This window comes from Serinibacter arcticus, assembly GCF_004786095.1.
In the GTDB taxonomy this organism is placed as follows: Bacteria; Actinomycetota; Actinomycetes; order Actinomycetales; family Beutenbergiaceae; genus Litorihabitans; species Litorihabitans arcticus.
Map to the genome: position 1 here is coordinate 222,625 of NZ_RHPJ01000003.1, position 20,166 is coordinate 242,790.

At 72.9% G+C, this 20,166-nt stretch carries 18 protein-coding genes and 2 tRNA genes; 10 read left to right on the forward strand and 10 right to left on the reverse strand.

Annotation, left to right across the window (positions count from 1 at the left end):
• Positions 1-92: 92 nt before the first annotated feature.
• The 3 genes from SERN_RS10095 to SERN_RS10105 form a co-directional block, all read right to left on the reverse strand.
• On the reverse strand, positions 93-353 hold the full coding sequence (locus tag SERN_RS10095) for a hypothetical protein (RefSeq protein WP_135850012.1): 261 nt from the start codon (positions 351-353) through the stop codon (positions 93-95).
• A 122-nt stretch (positions 354-475) separates the two neighbouring features.
• Positions 476-549: transfer RNA gene (locus SERN_RS10100), tRNA-Ile, on the reverse strand.
• A gap of 106 nt (positions 550-655) precedes the next feature.
• Positions 656-3,715, reverse strand: a complete 3,060-nt coding sequence (locus tag SERN_RS10105) for an amidase family protein (RefSeq protein ID WP_199241589.1) — start codon at positions 3,713-3,715, stop codon at positions 656-658.
• Between the two features lie 161 nt (positions 3,716-3,876).
• Here SERN_RS10105 and SERN_RS10110 point away from each other — a divergent pair, with 161 nt between their 5' ends.
• From SERN_RS10110 to SERN_RS10120, 3 genes are all read left to right on the forward strand, one after another.
• Positions 3,877-4,410 (forward strand): hypothetical protein, encoded by a 534-nt coding sequence (locus SERN_RS10110; RefSeq protein WP_135850013.1) that lies wholly within the window; start codon positions 3,877-3,879, stop codon positions 4,408-4,410.
• Between the two features lie 222 nt (positions 4,411-4,632).
• A tRNA-Asn gene (locus SERN_RS10115) sits at positions 4,633-4,705 on the forward strand.
• Positions 4,706-4,772: 67 nt separating this feature from the next.
• A complete protein-coding gene (locus tag SERN_RS10120; RefSeq protein WP_135850014.1) occupies positions 4,773-5,237 on the forward strand; it encodes a hypothetical protein in 465 nt (154 codons plus the stop codon).
• Here the strand turns inward: SERN_RS10120 and SERN_RS10125 are convergent.
• Entirely contained in the window at positions 5,210-6,469 is a 1,260-nt protein-coding gene (locus tag SERN_RS10125) for a kynureninase (protein WP_135850015.1), read from the reverse strand. The two genes, SERN_RS10120 and SERN_RS10125, sit on opposite strands and share 28 nt — an antisense overlap.
• 132 nt (positions 6,470-6,601) lie before the next feature.
• Here SERN_RS10125 and SERN_RS10130 point away from each other — a divergent pair, with 132 nt between their 5' ends.
• The 3 genes from SERN_RS10130 to SERN_RS10140 all read left to right on the forward strand — a co-directional run bounded on the left by SERN_RS10130 (position 6,602) and on the right by SERN_RS10140 (position 9,082).
• The gene (locus SERN_RS10130) at positions 6,602-7,936 is read left to right on the forward strand and encodes a DUF4352 domain-containing protein (protein ID WP_135850016.1); all 1,335 of its coding nucleotides are present in this window, start codon (positions 6,602-6,604) and stop codon (positions 7,934-7,936) included.
• A gap of 16 nt (positions 7,937-7,952) precedes the next feature.
• Positions 7,953-8,435, forward strand: a complete 483-nt coding sequence (gene def / locus SERN_RS10135) for a peptide deformylase (protein ID WP_135850017.1) — start codon at positions 7,953-7,955, stop codon at positions 8,433-8,435.
• 149 nt (positions 8,436-8,584) lie between these two features.
• The gene (locus SERN_RS10140; RefSeq protein WP_135850018.1) at positions 8,585-9,082 is read left to right on the forward strand and encodes a DUF3145 domain-containing protein; all 498 of its coding nucleotides are present in this window, start codon (positions 8,585-8,587) and stop codon (positions 9,080-9,082) included.
• Positions 9,083-9,204: 122 nt separating this feature from the next.
• Here the strand turns inward: SERN_RS10140 and SERN_RS10145 are convergent, their stop codons facing one another.
• The 5 genes from SERN_RS10145 to SERN_RS10165 form a co-directional block, all read right to left on the reverse strand.
• Complete coding sequence (locus SERN_RS10145; RefSeq protein WP_135850019.1) at positions 9,205-10,428, reverse strand: beta-ketoacyl-[acyl-carrier-protein] synthase family protein; 1,224 nt, start codon at positions 10,426-10,428, stop codon at positions 9,205-9,207.
• A 114-nt stretch (positions 10,429-10,542) separates the two neighbouring features.
• A complete protein-coding gene (locus tag SERN_RS10150) occupies positions 10,543-10,791 on the reverse strand; it encodes an acyl carrier protein (RefSeq protein WP_109227904.1) in 249 nt (82 codons plus the stop codon).
• 132 nt (positions 10,792-10,923) lie between these two features.
• Positions 10,924-11,955 carry a beta-ketoacyl-ACP synthase III gene (locus SERN_RS10155; RefSeq protein ID WP_135850020.1) on the reverse strand — a complete coding sequence of 344 codons (1,032 nt, stop codon included), beginning with the start codon at positions 11,953-11,955 and terminating at the stop codon, positions 10,924-10,926.
• Positions 11,952-12,935: an ACP S-malonyltransferase gene (locus SERN_RS10160; RefSeq protein WP_135850021.1), complete on the reverse strand. Its 984-nt coding sequence runs from the start codon at positions 12,933-12,935 to the stop codon at positions 11,952-11,954. The genes SERN_RS10155 and SERN_RS10160 overlap by 4 nt, the downstream gene beginning before the upstream one ends.
• 78 nt (positions 12,936-13,013) lie before the next feature.
• A complete protein-coding gene (locus tag SERN_RS10165) occupies positions 13,014-14,183 on the reverse strand; it encodes a PucR family transcriptional regulator (protein WP_233251609.1) in 1,170 nt (389 codons plus the stop codon).
• A 134-nt stretch (positions 14,184-14,317) separates the two neighbouring features.
• On the opposite strand from SERN_RS10165, the gene SERN_RS10170 reads away from it, so the two are divergent.
• Positions 14,318-14,947: a hypothetical protein gene (locus SERN_RS10170; protein WP_135850023.1), complete on the forward strand. Its 630-nt coding sequence runs from the start codon at positions 14,318-14,320 to the stop codon at positions 14,945-14,947.
• A 77-nt stretch (positions 14,948-15,024) separates the two neighbouring features.
• On the opposite strand, the gene aceE is transcribed toward SERN_RS10170, so the two are convergent.
• Entirely contained in the window at positions 15,025-17,754 is a 2,730-nt protein-coding gene (gene aceE, locus SERN_RS10175) for a pyruvate dehydrogenase (acetyl-transferring), homodimeric type (RefSeq protein WP_135850024.1), read from the reverse strand.
• Positions 17,755-18,030: 276 nt separating this feature from the next.
• On the opposite strand from aceE, the gene SERN_RS10180 reads away from it, so the two are divergent.
• From SERN_RS10180 to SERN_RS10190, 3 genes are read left to right on the forward strand one after another with little or no spacing between them, the layout of a single operon-like run.
• The gene (locus tag SERN_RS10180) at positions 18,031-18,459 is read left to right on the forward strand and encodes a DUF3052 domain-containing protein (protein ID WP_135850025.1); all 429 of its coding nucleotides are present in this window, start codon (positions 18,031-18,033) and stop codon (positions 18,457-18,459) included.
• A gap of 10 nt (positions 18,460-18,469) precedes the next feature.
• Entirely contained in the window at positions 18,470-18,961 is a 492-nt protein-coding gene (locus SERN_RS10185; protein ID WP_135850026.1) for a redoxin domain-containing protein, read from the forward strand.
• 10 nt (positions 18,962-18,971) lie between these two features.
• Positions 18,972-20,093 carry a CPBP family intramembrane glutamic endopeptidase gene (locus SERN_RS10190; RefSeq protein ID WP_135850027.1) on the forward strand — a complete coding sequence of 374 codons (1,122 nt, stop codon included), beginning with the start codon at positions 18,972-18,974 and terminating at the stop codon, positions 20,091-20,093.
• Positions 20,094-20,166: the final 73 nt, after the last annotated feature.

Below are 20,166 nucleotides of genomic sequence, written 5' to 3' on the forward strand. Positions count from 1 at the left end.
CCCGATCAGGCGCGGTCGTGGAGCGTGATGTGGTAGCCGTCGGGGTCGGCGAAGGCGGCGCTGGGGCCGGGCTGGGACCCGGTCAGCTGCAGCTAGCTCGCGCGCTCCGGGCACGCCCGCTCGAATGCGGCGTTCTTGTACTCGCGGATCTCCTCGTCCTCTCCTGGAATCCGCTTGTTGCGATCCCCGGAGAACCCGAGCAGAGGCGCGAGGGCGTCGTTGAGCTCGAGGCTGGACATCTCTGCATCGGCGGCGCACAGGCCCTCGTCCGAGAGGAGCGGGTCGTTCGCGTCGGGCGGCACCGGTACGCCGTCGCTGGTCGCCGTCGCCGTCACCGTTGCCGTCTCCGTCACGGTTTTTGTCTCTGCGGGCGCCGGTTCCGCGGCGCATGCGCCCACGGAAAGCGCCAGGGCGGCGGCCGCGAGAACGGATCTCGTACGCACGAGCATGGTCGCTCCTTCGGTCGCTTCCGGAGTGCCCCCTCTGGGGCTTGAACCCAGGACCGACGGATTATGAGTCCGCTGCTCTGACCGGCTGAGCTAAGGGGGCGGTCGCCGACGGATCGGCGCGTCGATCCTACGGGGGACGGCGGGTGGGCACCGGCACTCGCGGGTGCCCACCCGCCGTCGTCATGCGGTGACGATCACGCGCCCGGTCAGCTCACCCCGAGGTCGAGACGGTCGAACCGGTAGAGGAACGCGGCCATGGCGTCGCGAGCGACGGGGGAGAGCGGCTGGTAGATGGCCGTCCCGTCGTTGCCCTGCCAACCGGTGCTCACACCCGTCGAGGCGAGCCACGTGATCTCGCCGTAGAACGCATCACCGGGGGCGACGTCGGTGAAGGGCGACGCCGCAGGGTTCGGCAGCGCAGGCTCGTCCGCGAGGCGGTAGAGGAAGGCCGCCATCGCGTCGCGGGCGATCGGCTGGAGCGGACGGAACGAGAACGTCCCGTCCCCGTTGTCCCAGCCGGTCGAGATGCCCGTCGAGGCCAGCCACGAGATCTCCGTGTAGAACTGGTCGCCCACGGCGACGTCGGAGAACGGCGAGACGTCGGGCGCCACGTAGTCCTGCGGGTCCTCGAGCCGGAACAGGAACGCCGCCATCGCATCGCGCGCGATCGGCAGCAGCGGTCGGAACGTCGCCGTCCCGTCGGCCTCGGCCCATCCGGTGGAGATGCCGCGGTCGGCGAGCCACGTGATCTCGCGGAAGAACTGGTTGTCGCGGGCGACGTCGGCGAAGTCCGGGTCGTAGGCCAGCGCCGGCGCGAACGTCGTGTGCTGCTGCGCGTCCGCCTCCTGCTCCAGCGCGTAGCCCATGCCGAGGACGGCGGCGTCGTCCCACGCCCGACCGACGAGCTGGAGCGAGGTGGTGTAGCCGTGCGGGTTGGTCCCCACGGGCACGACGACGGTCGGCAGCCCCACGTTGGAGGTCAGCACGCCGCTGGCGCGGTCGGAGGTCAGCTGGCTGGCGGCCGCGTCGTTGTTGTACATGTCGCTGAGGAAGCCGGGGTAGGCGACGACGTCGACCCCCGAGGTGTCCATCCACGTCGCGATCTCGGCCTTGTAGGTCTTGCGGTAGGTGTCCCACGCCGTGACCTGCTCGGGCGTGAGGCGCGGCGTCGTGCCGAGCGAGCGCTGGTTGTACGGCAGCACCTTGTCCGAGGCGAGGATGGCGTTGCCGTCGACGAACGGGAAGTTGTCGTGGAGCTCGATGTAGCGGGCCCAGCCCTCCATGCCGCGGCTGCCGCCGGGCGCACCGGGCACGACGGGCGGTGCGGGCATCTCCTTCAGCGTCGCGCCGGCGGCCACGAGCTCGTCCAGGCGCTGCCGCGTGGACTCGCCGGTGCCGTCGTCGGCGTAGCTGGAGACGAACGACGTCGGGATGAACCCCACGACCTTGCCCTCCAGCGAGCCGGCGTCGAGCGACGCGGTCCAGTCGGCGGGGCGCCGCGCGTCCGCCTCGATGGTGAGCGGGTCGCTCGGGTCGGTGCCCGTGGTGGCGTTGAGCAGGTAGGCCAGGTCGGTCACGGTGCGGGCGATCGGGCCCGCGTAGTCCTGGTACCAGGTCAGCGGGATGACGCCGCTGCCGCTGGCCATGCCGTCGGTGCCGCGGAAGGTCGTGAGCGAGGCGCCCGTCGTCGGCGCGTAGAGCGAGACGCCCGTCTGCGTGCCCATCGCGGCGGTCGCCATGCTCGCGGCGACGGCGACGGCGGACCCGCCCGAGGAGCCGAACGACGTCTTGCTCGGGTACAGCGCGTTCCACGTCTGCATCCAGCCGGACTCGCTCTGCCCGCCCGAGTTGGCGAACTCCGACAGGTTGGCCTTGCCGATCAGCACGGCTCCGGCCTCGCGCAGGCGCGCGACCTGGAAGGCGTCCTGCGCGGGCTGGAAGCCCTCGAGCGCGCGGGTGCCGCCCGTCGTCGGCATGTCCTGGGTGTCGTAGAGGTCCTTCAGCGCGATCGGGATGCCGAGGAGGTCACCGGTCTCGCCGGCGACGCGTGCGGCGTCGGCGGCGCGCGCCTGGTCGAGCGCGTCGCCCGCGACGTGGAGGTAGGAGTGGAATCCCTGCGGTCCGCCGTCGTACACCGCGATGCGGTCGAGGTAGGCCTGCGTGATCTCCTCCGAGGTCACGACGCCGGCGGCCATGTCGGCCTGCAGGTCCTGGATCGTCCGGCCGACGACGTCGTAGGCGACCGAGGTCACGGCCGCCGGCGCGCCGGCGGCGGCGGGCGGGGTGAGGGGGCCGGCCGCGTCGCACGCGGCGACGTCGTAGCCCGGCAGGGCGGTCAGGTCCCAGTTGGCCACGGTGCAGACCTGGGCGACGGACAGGCCACCGAGGTCGGGCGCGGCCGCGAGGGCGGCGGTCGCCGTCGCCGCCGCGGTGAGACGTTCGGCGCCCTGGGTCCCGACGTGCACGAAGCGCGCGAGCGAGGCCGAGGAGCCGGGTTCGATCGTCAGCTCGTTGACGAAGCCGTAGAACGAGGCCTCGTGACCCGTGGTCGCGAGCGGTGTGGTGAACGGGTCGCGCTGCTGGTTGCCGGTGCCGTCCAGGCTCCCGACGCTGCCGAGCGCGACGCCCACCGGCCGCGAGTTCGCGACCGTCGTGCCCATCACGGCCCAGGAGTCGGCGCCGTCCACGGTGGAGTCGCCGCTCGAGGTGGACTGCACCAGGCTCTGGTTGGTCGCCGTGCCGTAGCCGAGCGAACCGCCGAAGGAGACCTGCACCGTGAGGGCGGTCTCGGTCGTGTTCGTGAAGGAGTCGAAGAACCGGGCCGCGCTGCCGGCGGCGTCCAGGTCGATGTCGCGCGTGACGAGCACGCCGCCGAGGTCGACCGACTGCGTGGTGTCGAAGGACGCCTCGCCGGTCCGGGTGAGGCCGAAGCCGCGGGCGAGCTCGCCGTTGAGGCGGGGCTCGTCGGCCGGATCGAGGCCGTCGACGCGCACGAAGATGCCGCCGAAGCCCTGGATCGGGGAGCCGCTGGCGACGCGGATGCTGCCCGTGTCGAGCGACGGCGGAGCAGCGTCGTGGATCTGCCACACGACGCCCTGGGCGTCCGTGACGGAGGTGAGGGCGCTCGCGGGCACGGCGGCGAGGGCGACGCCGGTCACGCCCACCGTGAGGGCCGCGAGGGCGGCGAGCGGGCGACGGCGGTGGACCACCCACCCCGGCGGCGGGGCGAGGGTTCCGGTGGAGCTGGTGGGGGAGGAGGCTGGCATGGCCAACTTTCGGTCGTCGGGCGGAGCCCCCCGCCAGTCCATCCGACAACGCGGTCGTGACGGCGCTGTTACGGATCTGGCGCGTTGTCGTTTCGGTTTGTGAACGTGCACAGGCTCTGGTCGGCGAACCGGGTGGGCGTGGGGCGGACTACCGTCGTGACATGCCCCTGCTGCCCTCGCTGCGCCGTCTCGGTCGCCCCGGTCGTGTGCCTGCCCGTCTCCCTCCCGAGGTCGCCGCGCGCCTCCCCGGCGTCACGCCGATCGCGTGGGCGCCGGTGCGGGACGGCGGCTGGGTCGTCCTGAGCACGCGCGAGTGGGTCGCGGTCCCGGCCGACGAGACCGCGCCCCCGGTCCGCCGCGGCTGGCACGAGGTGGACAACGCTCAGTGGCTGACGGAGTCCTCGGCGCTCCGGGTCCGATGGATCGACGGCGACACCCAGGTCGTGCGGCTGTCCGGCGACGACCCGCGCGTGCCCCAGGTGGTGCGCGAGCGTGTCGAGGCGTCGATCGTGCACCACGTCAGCCGCGACCTTCCGGGCGGGGTCCAGGTCCGCGCGGTGGTGCGTCGCGACGGCGACGGTGGTCTCACGAGCCAGGTGAGCGTCGTTGGCACGGCGTCGGTCTCGCCCGAGGTCGCCCGGATCGCCGAGGCGCTCGAGGCCGAGGCGCGCTCCGCCGTCGGGCTGCCGGAGTAGGCCGCCTCTCCACGCGCGCCGCAGCAGTCCCGAACATCGACTGCTGCACTCCGCACGGGTAGCCGATCGACTGCTGCGCCCGGCACGGATAAGGCTCGGTAACCGTGCGCGGCGCAGCAGTCGACGCCTCGCCGGGGCGGGTCAGGTGAGGCTGGACCGGGGGGCTCGGAGGCGTCCGTGGTCGAGACCACCCCGTGGTCGCTGGTAACGTTCTCTGCGCGATCCCGCATAGCTCAATTGGCAGAGCATCCGACTGTTAATCGGACGGTTGATGGTTCGAGTCCATCTGCGGGAGCGGTCAGAACCCCCGTCGGCCCAGGCCGACGGGGGTTCTCTCGTACCCGCAGCGCTAGGGTCGCGCCATGCAACGGCGACGCGGCGCGGCGGCAGCGGGGCTGCTCGCACTTGCGGTGGCGACCGCCGCGGCGTGCAGTCCTCGGGTCGATCCCGAGGACGCCGCCGCCTGGTTCGCCGAGGTCGAGACGAACGGCCCGCCCGGATTCGTCGGCGGTGGCCCCACCAGCACCCCCGTCGAGGCGCCGCGCGGCACGGACCTGGGAGTTCTCGTCCCGACGGTCACCCAGGACCTGGCCGCACCGCTGGACATCGCCACCATCGACGCCATGTGCTTCGGCGGCGGAATGGTCTCGATCGCCATCAGCGTCTCCACCCCCGAGGCGGAGCGCTCGTCCCTGATCGACATCCCCTGCGACGGCGAGCGGCACGAGGTCGCGCCAGCGAGGGACGGGGTGACGTCCTTCGCCTTCGGTGGCTACCCGGCCCGGTGGGGGCCGACCTACTACGCCGTCGTCGTCGACGAGGCCTGACGACCGAGCTCCTCCGCGATCGCCTCGAATCCCGCCTCGACCTCCGCGAACGACGTCGACAGCGGTGACAGCCCGATGCGCAGCCCGTGCGGGTCGCGGTAGTCCGGGATGACGTCGCGCCGCCACAGCGCCGCGACCACCTCGCGCATCCGGGGGTGACGCAGCGTGACGTGGCCACCGCGGCGGTCCGCGTCGCGCGGTGAGGCCACCTCGACGCCGAACGGCGCCAGCCGCTCGTCCGTCACCTCGATCGCGAGCTGGGTCAGGGCCACGGACTTCGCGCGCACCGCGTCGATGCCGACGCCGTCGACCAGGCTCAACATGTCCCGCAGCGCCAGCATGCCGAGCACCGGGGGAGTCCCCGAGATGAAGCGGCGGGCGCCCTCGGCGGGCGTGTAGCCCGGCCCCATCGCGAACGGGTCGGCGTGCCCCATCCATCCCTGGATCGGCTGCGCGAGCCGCGACTGGTGGCGTGCCGCCACGTAGCCGAAGGCGGGGGAGCCGGGCCCTCCGTTGAGGTACTTGTAGGTGCAGCCGACGGCGAGGTCCACACCGTGCGCGTCGAGCTCGATCGGCACGGACCCCGCCGAGTGGCACAGGTCCCACAGCACGAGCGCGCCGACGTCGTGCGCCGCCGCCGTGATCCGCTCGACGTCGGCGAGCCAGGCCGAGCGGTAGGCCACCTGGCTGAGGACGACGACGGCGGTCCGCTCCGTCAGCAGCTCGCGCAGCGGCTCGACCTCCACCCCGCCGTGCGTCGTGACGTCGAGCCACCGGACGGTCAGGCCCCGCTCGCGCGCGATGCCCTCGACGACGTACCGGTCGGTCGGGAAGTTGTCGGTGTCGATCACGATCTCGTCGCGCCCGTCGGGCAGCTGTGCGTCGACCGCGGCGCGGATCAGCTTGTAGAGCGTGACGGTGGTGGAGTCGCCCACCCAGGTCTGACCCGGTGCAGCGCCCAGGGTGATCCGGCCGATCTCGTCCCCGAGCGTCAGCGGCAGGTCGAACCACCCCTCGTCCCAACCGCGGATGAGGCGGCCTCCCCACTCCTGCTCGACGAACCGCGCCATGGACGCGGCCGTGCGCCGCAGCGGCCGCCCGAGGCTGTTGCCGTCCAGGTAGACCAGCGAGGTCTCGGCGCCGACGAACTCCTCGCGCAGCGCGGCCAGCGCGTCCTGGCGATCGAGGTCGGCCGCCGTGCTCGCGGGGATCGAGGGGTCCGGGTTGCTCATGCTGGGCACCCTAGACCGGTGGTGGGGCGGGCCGGCTCTCCGCACTTCCCCTGCCCCGCGAACAGAAGTCCCGTGGTGCGCCAGTTTCTGCGAGGATGTCGGGCGATCCGCGTCATCGAGAAGGGGACCCCTGTGGCCTACCAGTTCAACCCGCCGCCCGGTTGGCCGACCCCTCCGCAGGGCTGGTCCCCGCCCGAGGGCTGGGAGCCCGACGCGTCGTGGCCGACGCCCCCGCAGGACTGGCAGTTCTGGGTCGAGGAGTCCGCCGCCGGATCCGCCGCGACGCCGGCCGCTGCGCCCCAGCAGCAGCAGCCCCCGCAGCCCGACCCCACGCAGCAGCTGCCCGCGGCCTCGTTCGGGGAGCCGTCCCAGCAGACGCCGTCCCAGCCGACGTCGCCGTCCGGCCCCGGTTCGTCCTCGACCCCGGCGCCGAGCTACGACCCGACCCAGCAGCTTCCCAGCCAGCACTCCGGCAACCAGCACCTCTCGGGCCAGGGCTTCGGCGTCCCCGGGGGCTACTCCCAGGACCCGCCGTACCAGACCGCCCCGGCGCCGTACTCCGGCGAGCCGACGGCGCAGCTCCCGTACTCCACCGACCCGGCCGCGTTCGGCGCGGCGCCCCCGAGCTACGCCGCGGGCGGCTTCGCCGGGCAGGGCGGGCAGGGCAACCAGGGCGGCTACCCCGGCCAGCAGGGCTTCGGCCCCGGTGGTCCTGGTGGCCCCGGTGATCCCGGCAAGAAGAAGAACAACGTCGGCCTCCTCGTCGCCATCGTCGCCGGTGCCGTGCTGATCCTCGGTCTCGGTACCTTCGCGGTCGTCAATGCCCTCTCCGGAGGCAGCGACGACCCGACGGCCGACCCGACGACGTCGACGAGCGAGCCCACGGACGACCCGACCACGGACGCTCCCACGGACGACCCGACGACGGACGCCCCCACGGACGACCCGTCCACGGACGCCCCCACGGACGACCCCACGACCGATCCGACGGCTGACCCCACGACCGACGCGCCCGACCCCGGCGCGGGAGGCGCGGCTCCGGTCGGCACCGTCGAGGCCGCGGTCGGCTCCCCGATCGACGTGACGGACTTCGACGGCGCCACCGAGGCCACCGTCACGCTGCAGGAGATGGCCTGGGACCCGCAGTGCAACTCGAGCTTCGGCGGCGACCCCGAGGGGCGGCTGCTCGCCCTCCGGTTCGACGTGACGGTCGCGAACCCCACCCCCGACGGTGAGGCGTTCGACCTCAACGGCATCTTCTTCAACGCCTACAGCGACTCCGCCGCCACCGGTTCCGCGTGGTCGCTCTTCTGCGAGGTCGACCCCGTGCTCCCCTCCGACATCCAGCCCGGCGCGACCGTGAGCGGCTGGCTCGTGCTGGACATCCCCGAGGGCTCGACCTGGGTGGCCTACGAGTCGACGTTCGGCATGGGCGGGGACAGCGCCGCCTGGCGTCTCCCGAGCTGAGGTCCGAGAAGCACCGATGGCCTTCCGTGACATCCGCCTGATCGGCGACCCCGTCCTGCGCACGCCCTGCGCACCGATCACCACGGTCGACGACCGCGTCCGCACCCTCGTGGCCGACCTCCTCGAGACGGTCGACCACGAGGGGCGGGCCGGGCTCGCCGCCAACCAGATCGGCGTCGGGCTCCGCGCGTTCTCCTGGAACGTCGAGGGCGACCTCGGCTACGTCCTGAACCCCACCGTCGTCGAGCTGAGCGACGAGCTGCAGGACGGCGACGAGGGCTGCCTCTCCGTCCCGAGCCTGTGGTTCCCGACGACGCGTGCGCAGCGTGCCCGCGCCGTCGGGACGGACCTCGACGGCAACGAGGTCGTCGTCGAGGGTCAGGGCCTGATGGCCCGTTGCATCCAGCACGAGGTCGACCATCTCGACGGCATGCTCTACATCGAGCGCCTCGAGCGCGGGGTGCGCAAGCAGGCGATGCGGGCGCTGCGCGACCTCTGAGCACCGCCCCGTTCCGGCGGGATCCGAGGCTCGGGGTGCACGAACCGCCATCCATCAGGCATAGTGGTGCCACTCCGTTGCCGCATGGCACCGACGGTCACGATCGAGCGCGTTGGGGAAGACTCACTCGATTCGACTGGAGGGTCGACATGCCGGGTCCTACCCGCGGTGTCCTTTTCGTGCACTCTGCGCCCCGTGCGCTCTGTCCGCACGTGGAGTGGGCTGCCACCTCCGTGCTCGGCACCCGTCCCGTCATCGACTGGACGGACCAGCCCGCCGCGCCCGGTGCGCTGCGGACCGAGATCTCCTGGTCCGGCCCGGCCGGGACCGGTGCGCGCCTGACGTCGGCCCTGCGCGGCTGGGACCACCTGCGCTACGAGGTGACCGAGGAGGCCACCACGACGACCGACGGGTCGCGCTGGTCCCACACCCCCGACCTCGGGATCTTCCACGCCCAGACCGACCGGGTGGGCAACGTCGTGGTCCCCGAGGACCGCATCCGCGCCGCGCTGGTCCACGCCGCCGACCCCGACCGCCTCGCGCAGGCGCTCGATCTCGCGCTCGGGCAGGCGTGGGACGACGAGCTCGAGCCGTTCCGCTACGCGGGCGCCGGCGCGCCCGTCCGCTGGCTGCACCGCGTCGGCTGACGCGCCCGCCGCTCCGGCCGGCGTCGCCCGGACGTCGCTCCGGCACCAGCCCTCACGGGAACCACGACGGCCCGGCACCACCGCGAGGTGGTGCCGGGCCGTCGTCGTCCCTGCGGCGAGCGCTACGCCGTCGCGATCAGGAGGCTCACGTTGTGGCCGCCGAAACCGAAGGAGTTGTTCAGCGCCGCGATCTGGCCGGCGGGCAGCTCGCGCGGCGACGTCGCGACGTCGACCGGGAGGCGCGGATCGGGATCGGTGAGGTTGATCGTCGGGGGAGCGGTGCGCTCCGCCACGGCGAGCACCGTGAACACGGTCTCGAGCGCCCCGGCGCCGCCGAGGAGGTGGCCGGTCATCGACTTCGTGGCCGAGACGACGACGTCGCCCATCACCTCGTTGATCGCCTCCGCCTCGCCGATGTCGCCGGCGGGCGTGGACGTCGCGTGGGCGTTGGCGTGCACGACGTCGGCCGCCGTGAGGTCGGCGTCCGTCAGTGCGAGCCGCATGGCGCGGGCCTGACCGGCGGCGTCTGGCGCGGCGATGTCACCGGCGTCCGAGCTCATGCCGGCGCCCGCGAGACGCGCGTAGATCCGCGCGCCGCGAGCCTTGGCGTGCTCCTCGCTCTCGAGGACGACGATGCCGGCGCCCTCACCGAGCACGAAGCCGTCGCGCGTGGCGTCGTAGGGCCGCGACGCGGTCTCGGGGCTGTCGTTGCGGGTGGACAGCGCCTGCATGCGGGCGAACGCCGCGATGGGCAGCGCGTGCACGCACGCCTCGGTGCCCCCGGCGACGACGACGTCGGCGCGACCCGAGCGGATCATCTCCATGCCGGCGACGATCGCCTCGGCGCCGGATGCGCAGGCGGACACGGTCGTGTGGGTGCCGGCCTTGGCGCCCAGCTCGATCGAGACGTAGGCGGCCGAGGAGTTCGGCATCAGCATCGGGACCGTCATCGGCAGGACGCGGCGCGGGCCGCGCTCCTTGAGCGTGTCCCAGCTGTTCATCAGCGTCCAGAGCCCGCCGAGCCCGGTGCCGACCACGACGCCGAGGCGCGTGCCCTCGACCTCGGGGGTGCCGGCGTCGGCCCACGCCTCGCGGGCGGCGACGATGGCGACCTGCGCCGAGCGGTCCATGCGGCGGGTCTCGGGGACCGTGAGCACCGCGGAGGGCTCGACGGCGACCTCGGCCGCGAAGGTGACGGGGAGCTCGAGGCCCGTGACCCAGTCGTGGGTCATGGTCGCGACGCCGGAGGTGCCCGCGAGGGCGGCCTTCCAGGTGTCCGCGACGGTACCGCCGATCGGCGTCGTGGCACCGAGGCCGGTCACGACGACGCTGCGTGAGCCTGCCATCAGGGCGTCTCCTTGCGCTGGGGGGAAAGAGGGAGGGAAGAGGTGGCGGGCGACGGCCGCGACGCCGGGTGGCGTGCGGCCGTCGACCCGTCGGGTACCGCGGTCAGACGAGGCTCAGGCCTGCGCGCCGGTGATGAAGCGGACGGCGTCGCCGACGGTCACGAGGTTCTTGACCTCGTCGTCGGGGATGGTGACGCCGAACTTGTCCTCGGCCTGCGTGACGATCGTCATCATCGACAGCGAGTCGATGTCGAGGTCGTCGGTGAAGGACTTCTCGAGCTCGACCGAGTCGGTCGGAAGGCCGGTCTCCTCGTTGACGATCTCGGCGAGGCCGGTGAGGATCTCCTGCTCGGTGTAAGCCATCTGCTTCTCCTGTTGGTTGGGTCGTGCTGAGCTTGTGCGGGTCAAGTGTTCCAGCCCGGACGCCCCTGGTGCGCCGGGCGCGCGGGGCGGGGGTGGGTCAGGTGCGCGGTCTCGCGCCTCGGACGAGGTGTCTCAGGGCAGGACGACGACCTGGGCCGCGTACGCGAGGCCGGCGCCGAAGCCGATCTGCAGGGCGACCTGGCCCGACCGCGCCTGACCCTCGCGGAGCAGACGCTCCGTGGCGAGCGGGATCGAGGCGGCCGAGGTGTTGCCGGTGTCGGCGATGTCGCGGCCGACCACGACGTCCTCGCGCAGGTCGAGCATCTTCACGAGCTGGTCGATGATGCGCATGTTCGCCTGGTGCGGGATGAACACGTCGATGTCCGCCAGCTCGAGGCCCGCGGCGGCGACGGCACGGCGCGCGACCTCCGGGATCGAGGAGATGACCCACTTGAAGACGCTCGGGCCCTCCTGGCGCAGCGTCGGCCAGGTGTCGGCGGCGATGCGAGCGGGAACACCCTCGCCCTGGTCCTGGCGCAGCTCGAGCCACGGGGTCGTCTGCGAGATGTGGCCGGCCATCGAACCGTCCGAACCCCACACCGTCGGGCCGATGCCCGGGGTGTCGGAGGCGCCGACGACGGCGGCGCCCGCGCCGTCGCCCAGGAGGAAGGAGATGCTGCGGTCGGTCGGGTCGATGAAGTCGCTCATGCGCTCCACGCCCACGACCAGCACGTTGCGGGCCTGGCCCGAGCGGACCAGCGCGTCGGCCTGGCCGATGCCGTAGCAGTACCCGGCGCACGCGGCCGAGACGTCGAACGCGGCGGCCGGCGTCGCGCCGATGGCGTCGGCGAGACGCGCGGCGAGCGACGGCGTCTGCTCGAAGTAGGTGACGGTCGAGACGAGCACCACGTCGATGTCGTCCGCCGTCAGGCCCGCGGCCTCGAGCGACTCGCCGGCGGCGGCCACGGCCATGTCGAGGATGGACGTCTCCGGGTTGGCGCGACGTCGCGTGGCGATGCCCGTGCGCTGCCGGATCCACTCGTCGGAGGACTGGATCGGGCCGATGATGGCCTCGTTGTCCACGACCTGTTCGCCGCGGAAGCCGCCGACGCCCAGGATGCGGGTGCCGGCGACCGGCTGGATCTGGTTGAGCTGGATCGTCATGCCGCTCCTCGGCTGTGCTCGGCCACCAGGGCGGCGGCCGGGGCAAGGTCGTCAGGGGTCGTGATGGCCACGCGGGCCACGTCGGGAAGGGTACGCCGCGCGAGTCCGGACAGGACGCCGCCCGGGGCGAGCTCGACCAGGCCGGTCACTCCGCGCTTGCCGAGCTGCGCCTGGCACAGGTCCCAGCGGACGGGTGAGGTGATCTGGTGCACGAGGCGCGCCAGCGCGTCGGCGCCGGTCCCGTGGCCGTGCTCGCCGGTGGCGATCGAGCTCAGGGGCGCACCGTCGGTGTTGGAGAGCAGCGGCAGGACGGGGTCGGTCGCGCTCCAGCCGGCGACGACCTCGCCGAACGCCTCCGCCGCGGAAGACATCAGCGGCGTGTGGAACGCCCCGGCGACCTGCAGCGGGATGACGCGGGCGCGGGCCGGGGCCGCCGCGACGAGTGCGGCGATCGCCTCGTGCGAGCCGGCGGCGACGACCTGACCGCCGCCGTTGACGTTCGCCGGCCACGCACCGGCGTCGCGGATGGCGGCCTCGACGGCGTCGGGATCGCCCCCGAGGACGGCAGCCATGCCGGAGGGGTTCTCGGCGGCGGCGCGGGCCATGTGGCGGGCGCGGGCGGCGACCAGCTCCACGGCGCTGGCGTCGGTCAGCACCCCGGCGATCGCGGCCGCGGTGAGCTCGCCGACCGAGTGGCCCGCCACGACGTCGACCACGTGACCGGCGTCAGCCGCGTCGGCGGCGCCGACCCGGGCGAGCAGGGCCCGCGCGGCGACGAGCGACGTCGCGACGATGAGCGGCTGGGCGACCGCGGTGTCGCGGATCGTGTCCGCGTCCGAGACGGTGCCGTGGGTGGCGAGGTCGAGACCGGCCGCCGAGCTGAGGGCGTCGACCTGCTCGGCGACGCCGGGGAGGTCGAGCCACGGGGAGAGCATGCCGGGGGACTGGGCGCCCTGACCGGGCGCGAGGAAGGCGAGCACGAGTCCAGCATGCCTGCTCGACGGCGCCCGGGTGGGGTCGCCACGCGGACAAGCGTCGGTGCGTGGTTTGGAGGTTTCCTACGAAACGGTCGACGACGGCGGCCCGAGTCGCCCGAGCACGAGCGCCACCTGGAGGACGAACCCCTCCCGGGCGTCGACGGCGTCCCAGCCAGACACCTGGGCGATGCGCCGCAGGCGGTAGCGCACGGTGTTGGGGTGCACGAACAGCGTGCGAGCCGCGGCCTCCAGCGAGCGGCCGGACTCGAGGTAGGCGGCCAGCGTCTCCACGAGCGGGCCCGACGCCGTCGCCAGCGTCTCGTGGACCTCCCGCAGCGCGGCGCGCGCCTCGAGGTCGCCGGCGAGCGCGCGCTCGGGCAGGAGGTCGGCGGCCGGGGCGGGGCGGGGCGCGTCCGGCCAGCCGCGGGCCGCGCTCAGGCCCGCCAGGGCGATGCGCGCGGACCGTCCGGCGAGCGTGACGTCCTCGACCTCGGGGCCGAGCACGACCGGGCCGGCCGACAGGCGGGGGAGCAGGGCCTCGGCGGAACGCCGGAGGTCGCCCTGGCCGCCGAGGACGACGATCACGCGGGTGCCGTGGATGCCCACCAGCGCGTCCGCGGCGGTGCGGCGGGCCGCGCGACGCAGGTCGGCCGCCGTGCCCTCGTCGACCGGACCCTCGACCGTTCCGACCATCGTCAGGACGCGCCCGGCACCGCTCCAGCCCAGTGCCGAGACGCGCGACCGCAGGCCCTCGTCGTCACCGCGCAGGAGCGCGTCGACGGCGAGCGCCTCCATCCGGGCGTCCCACGCGCCGCGCGCCTCGGCGGCCCTGGCGTAGACCTCGGCGGCCGAGAAGGCGACCTCGCGCGAGTAGACCAGGACGGCCTCGCGCAGCTGCGTCGCGCGCGCCGGCGTCGCGATGTCCTCGGTGTGCTCCTCGACGATCTCGACCACGATGCGCACGAGCGCCAGGGTGTGCTGCAGCGAGATCGACCGGATGAGCTCGGGCGGTGCGGCCCGGAAGATCTCGGCCGCGTTGTAGGTGGTCGGGGCCGGGTTCTCGTACCAGTCGATGAAGGTCGTGATGCCCGAGGCGGCGACCAGGCCGATCCAGGACCGGTCGTCCGCGGGGAGGAGGCGGTACCAGGCGACGTCGTTGTCGAGCCGGCGCATCGCCGCTGCGGTGAGCACGTCGGTGCGGCTGCGGAGCCGACGGATCGTCTCGGGATCGGCGCTGCGTCGGACTGCCACGGCGCCACTGTACGGCGTCGGGGCGTTCGGCCTCGGGCGCGGGGGTTGTAGACCTGCCACAACCACCGGTCGAGGTTCGCGGCGGCGCGAGATCCGCCGCTGTGCTTCGGACGACGAGCGGCTAGGGTAAAGAAATGGCATTGATGAGCTGGTTGCGTCGTCTCGGTGAACGAGAGTCCCGTCCCGCACCCGCCGAGCGGGTGCTCACGCATCGCGAGTCCAGTCCTGCGGAGCACGAGCTGCGTGACGAGCTCGCCCAGGACCCCAACGACGAGGCCGCGTTCGACGCGCTCGTCGAGATCGTCCGCGAGCGGGCGGACGAGGGGACGCACGTCGACCCCCTCACCGCCGCCCCCGACACCCGGGTCGCACAGGACCACGCCGTCTGGGCGCTGGCCGAGGAGCTGGCGGGCAAGCCGAGCGCGTGGCTGCCGCTGATCGTGCTGGCGCGCCTCTCGCTCGCGGCCGACCACGAGGCGGCCATGCGCCGCCTCAACCTCGCGTGCGAGCGCGAGACGAGCGGTCTCGCGCTGACCCACGCCGTCGCCATGCTGCGCGACGCCGATGCGCCCACCGAGGCGATCGCGTTCGGCGTCGCCCACTGGGAGCTCGCCTCGCGCGACGCCGAGGCGGCCGGCGAGATCATCCAGGCGGCTCTGGAGACCGGCCGGACCGAGGAGGCCCGGCGCCTGCTGGACTCCCTCGAGACGGCTCCGCCCTCGCTGACGGCGACGGTCGAGTCCGCCGAGGCGCAGAACGCCTGACGCCCACCCCGCCGAGAACGACCGCGGCCGCCCTCCCGATCGGGAGGGCGGCCGCGGCCGTTCTGCGGGGGTGAGCCTCAGGCGTCGCCGCCCGCGTTGCCGGTCGTGCCGGCCGTGACGTCGAGCAGGCGGTACTTCTCGATCGCCTGGGCGGGGGCGTCCTTGTCGATCTCGCCACGGCGCGCGAGCACCTGGAGCGTCTTGACGACCAGGGAGTGGCTGTCGATGAGGAAGTGACGGCGCACCGCGGACCGGGTGTCCGAGAGACCGAAGCCGTCGGCACCCAGGGTGGCGTACTCGCCCGGGACCCACGCCCGGATCTGGTCGGCCACGAGGTGGTCGTAGTCCGACGTCGCCACGAACGGCCCGTTCGCGTCCTGCAGCTTCTGCGTCAGGAACGGGACGGGGGTCTCGGCGCCCGGGTTCACGAACGCCTCGCGATCGGCGGCGAGCGCGTCGCGCCGCAGCTCGGACCAGGACGTCACGGACCAGACACCGGCGCGCACACCCCACTCCTCGGCCAGGATCTTGCGGGCCTCGAGGGCCCACGGGACCGCGACGCCGGAGGCGAGCAGCTGGGCCTGCGGGCCGTCGCCGTCGGGCTCCGCGAGACGGTAGATGCCGCGCAGGATGCCCTCGACGTCCACGTTCTCCGGCTCGACCGGCTGGACCATCGGCTCGTTGTACACCGTGAGGTAGTACATGACGTTCGGGTCGCTCTCGAGGCCCGAGACGCGGTTCTCGCCGTACATCCGCTCGATGCCGTCCCGCACGATGTGCCGGATCTCGTACCCGTAGGCCGGGTCGTAGTGCACGATCGCCGAGTTCGTCCCCGCCAGGAGCGGCGAGTGGCCGTCGGCGTGCTGGAGGCCCTCACCCGTGAGGGTGGTGCGCCCCGCCGTCGCGCCGATGAGGAAGCCGCGCGTGAGCTGGTCGCCGGCCGCCCAGAACTGGTCGCCCGTGCGCTGGAACCCGAACATCGAGTAGTAGATGTAGAACGGCACGAGCGCCTCGCCGTGCGTGGCGTAGGAGGTGCCGACCGCCTGGAACGCCGAGGCCGAACCGGCCTCGTTGATCCCGGTGTGCATGATCTGACCGGCGTCCGACTCCTTGTAGCTGAGCATGAGGTCGCGGTCCACGGACAGGTAGTTCTGGCCGAGGGTGTTGAAGATCTTGGCGCTCGGGAAGATCGAGTCGAGCCCGAACGTGCGGGCCTCGTCCGGGATGATCGGCACGATGCGCTTGCCGAACTCCTTGTCCTTGACGAGGTCCTTGAACAGGCGGACGAACGCCATCGTGGTGGCGACCTCCTGCGTGCCCGAACCCTTCGCGAGCAGCTGGTAGGTCTTGTCGCCGGGGACCTGCACGGGTGTGAAGGTCGAGCGACGCTCGGGCACGAAGCCGCCGAGCTCGCGGCGACGCTCGAGCATGTACTCGATCTCCGGGGCGTCCTTGCCGGGGTGGAAGTACGGCGGGAGGTAGGGGTTCTCCTCCAGCTGCGCGTCCGTCAGCGGGATGTCGAGGGAGTCGCGCAGGAGCTTGGCGTCCTCGGGCTTGAGCTTCTTCATCTGGTGCGTGGCGTTGCGCGCCGCGAACCCCGGGCCCAGGCCGTAGCCCTTGACCGTGTGCGCCAGGACGACGGTGGGGGCGCCCTTGAACTCGGTCGCCGCCTTGTAGGCCGCGTGGACCTTGCGGGCGTCGTGGCCGCCGCGCTTCATCGCCCACAGCGTGTCGTCGGAGTAGTCCTCCACGAGCGCCTTGGTGCGCGGGTCGCGCCCGAAGAAGTGCTCGCGGATGAAGCCGCCGGACTCGGCCTTGAACGTCTGGTAGTCACCGTCGGTCGTGGTGGACATGATGTCCACGAGCGCGCCCTCGGTGTCGCGGGCGAGCAGCTCGTCCCACTCGCGGCCCCAGACGGTCTTGACGACGTTCCAGCCCGCACCGCGGAAGAAGCCCTCGAGCTCGGTGATGATGCTGCCGTTGCCGCGCACCGGGCCGTCGAGCCGCTGCAGGTTGCAGTTCACGACGAAGGTCAGGTTGTCGAGCTTCTGCGCCGCGGCGAGCTGGAGCATGCCGCGGGACTCGGGCTCGTCCATCTCGCCGTCGCCGAGGAACGCCCAGACGTGCTGCTGGCTCGTGTCCTTGATGCCGCGCAGCTCGAGGTAGCGGTTCGTCCACGCCTGGTAGATCGCGCTCGAGGGGCCGAGGCCCATCGAGACCGTGGGGAACTCCCAGAAGTCCTGCATGAGGCGCGGGTGGGGGTAGGACGGCAGGCCGCCGCCCGGGTGGGACAGCTCCTGGCGGAACCCGTCCAGGCGGTCGGCCGAGAGGCGACCCTCCATGAACGCGCGGGCGTACATGCCGGGGGAGGCGTGGCCCTGGAAGTAGATCTGGTCCCCGCCGCCGGCGTGGTCCTTGCCGCGGAAGAAGTGGTTCAGGCCGACCTCGTACAGCGTGGCCACGGAGGCGTAGGAGGAGATGTGGCCGCCGACGCCGACACCCGGGCGCTGCGCCCGGGTCACCATGACCGCGGAGTTCCAGCGGAGGTAGTCGCGGTAGCGGTTCTCGATCTCCTCGTCGCCCGGGTACTCGGGCTCACGATCCACGGCGATCGTGTTGACGTGCGGCGTGGTGACACCGGACGGCACGGTCAGGCCCCTGGTGGAGGCGTGCTTGACGACGGCGGAGATCACCTCCGAGGCGTGGCCCTCGCCCCGCTGTTCGACGAGGGCGTCGACGGAGTCGATCCACTCGGTGCGCTCCTCGGCGGCATCCTCACCGGCGAAGGTGGAGTCTGATGTGGTCACGGACTCTCCAGCTCATTGAGATCGTGGCCCACCGCGGTAGCAGGGGCCGGTGCACGGTCCGTCGCGTGGCGGACCTGGGCGCGGCAAGGACGGATCGTCCGAGGCACCCACGACAGCCTATCCAGCCTGGGAGCGGGTTGCTGCCTTCGTTCCGGGTGACGGACGAGACCGCCGGGCAGGCGCCGGGGTGGCGATGGGCGGTAGTCTCCGGGAAACGAAGACGCGTTGCCGCTGCCCAGCGGCGCGACGTGACGAACACCACGAAAGGCTCAGGACGTGACAGCGACGACCGACCCGGCGGCGAGTGGCGCCGGTCGATTCGGGTTCACCAAGGACCAGGTCATCCAGGAGTGGGGGTTCGACGACGACGTCGACCACGCGCTCCGTGACGAGCTCGCCGACGAGGTCGGTGTCGAGCTCGTCGACGAGGACTACGGCGACGTGACCGATTCTGCGATCGTGTGGTGGCGCGGCAGCGACGGCGACAGCACCGACCTCGAGGACCTCCTCGTGGACGCCGCCAGCACCCTGGAGGACAGCGGCCTGATCTGGGTCCTCGTGCCGAAGATGGGCAGCGCCGGCCACGTGTCGACCGCCGACATCGGCGAGGCCGCGCAGACCGCGGGTCTGCAGCCGACGACGTCGCTCAGCGCGGCGCCCGGGTGGCTGGGCGTCCGCCTGTCCGCCCCCGGCCGCGGCAAGTAGCACGGGCGGCGTGCCCGGAAAGCCGGGCGGCGCCGTCGGCACGCCCGTGGGGCTTCGCCCCGATCCGGGGCTGAGCCTGGCCCTCCCGTACGGCCAGCGGGTCACCGTCGGCGACCTGCGCGGCGCGCCCGCGCTCCTCGTCCTCGTCCCGGGTGCCTTCACGCCCCTGTGCACGAACGAGCTGCGCGACGTCGCGGCCGCGCGCGGCGCGCTGGCACCGGCGCGCGTGCTCGTCGTCTCGTGCGACACCGCCGCGACGCTGGACGCCTGGCGTTCCAGCGAGGCGGCCGACGTCGAGGTGGCGTCCGACTCCTGGCCGCACGGCGAGGTGTCACGCGCCCTGGCGGCGTTCGACGAGGCGACCGGGTGGTCGCTGCGGCGCACCGTCCTGCTCGACGACTCCGGCATGGTCGTGTGGACCGACCTCGCGCCCGGCGGTCGGGCTCGCGACGTGGGTGACGCCGTCGCCGCCGTCGCCCGGCTCGGGGGCGACGACAGGTAGCGTGAACGGTGTGAGCCAGTTCGCGCCGACGCCCCAGTTCCCGCCGGGAAGCACCTACGCGGTGCCCGAGGCCCGCCGTGGCGAGACGTTCTCACCGGCCGCGGCGACGCCGTACGACCGGCTTCCCCGCACCCTCGCCTGGGCGTGGTGGCGCCCGCTGCTGGCGCTCGGCGTCGGTCTCGTGGTCTGCGTGCTCGGTTCGACGGTCGTGGTGGGCGGCGGCATGCTCGCCATGTATCTCGCCGGCGAGCTCACGTCGGCGGCCGACGTCGACGCGCTGCTGGAGCGCCTGCTCGCCCTGGACGCGACCGACACCTTCGTGCTCGTGATCTCGCTGGGATCGATCGCGATCTGGCTCCTGGCCGTCCCGATCGCGCTGCGCGTGGCGGGGATGCGGCCCAAGGGGCACATCTCGTCGGTGGCGCTGCGCCTGCGCTGGTCCTGGATGGGGTTGTGCGCGCTGCTCGCCGTCGTCGCCCTCGTCGTGAACTTCGGTCTCAGCCTCGGCCTGGGTGCCCTCGCGGGTGACAGCGTGAGCCCGGAGTGGACGCCGTGGGCACGCCTGTGGCTGCCGCTCCTGGTGGTGCTGCTGCTGGTGCCGTTCCAGGCCGCCGCCGAGGAGTACGTCTTCCGCGGGTTCCTCGTGCAGTCCCTCGGGTCGTGGCTGCCGCGCGGGACGTGGCCGCGCGTCGTGGTGGTCGTGGTGCCGTCGCTCGCGTTCGTCTTCAGCCACGGCTACGGGCTCTGGGGGCTGCTCGACGTGGGGGTGTTCGCGGCGACGGCGATGTGGCTGACGCTGCGGACCGGCGGTCTCGAGGCCGCCATCGCGCTGCACGTCGTGAACAACGTCGTGGTGTTCGGGATGCTGGCCAGCGGTGCGCTGGGGACCACGGTCAACGGCGCGTCGGAGGGATCGCTCGCCGGTCTGCTGATCACCGCGATCTCCTCGATCGGCTTCGCCTGGGCCGTGGAGTCGCTGGCGCGGCGACGCGGCATCGAGCGGTACTCGACCTGGCCCCAGCGCGAGACGGCGGCCCCGCTCGCGGTCGCGCTGCCGTACCCGGTGGCCTCCTGGCTCGGCGGTGAGCGGATGGGTACCTCTACCCGCGTCGCAAATACTCAGAACGTGTGAGTTTCCTCGTACGATCGTCGCGACAGCAGCACCCGAGCACCCGCTGACCCGGAGGCTCGACCACCGTCGATCC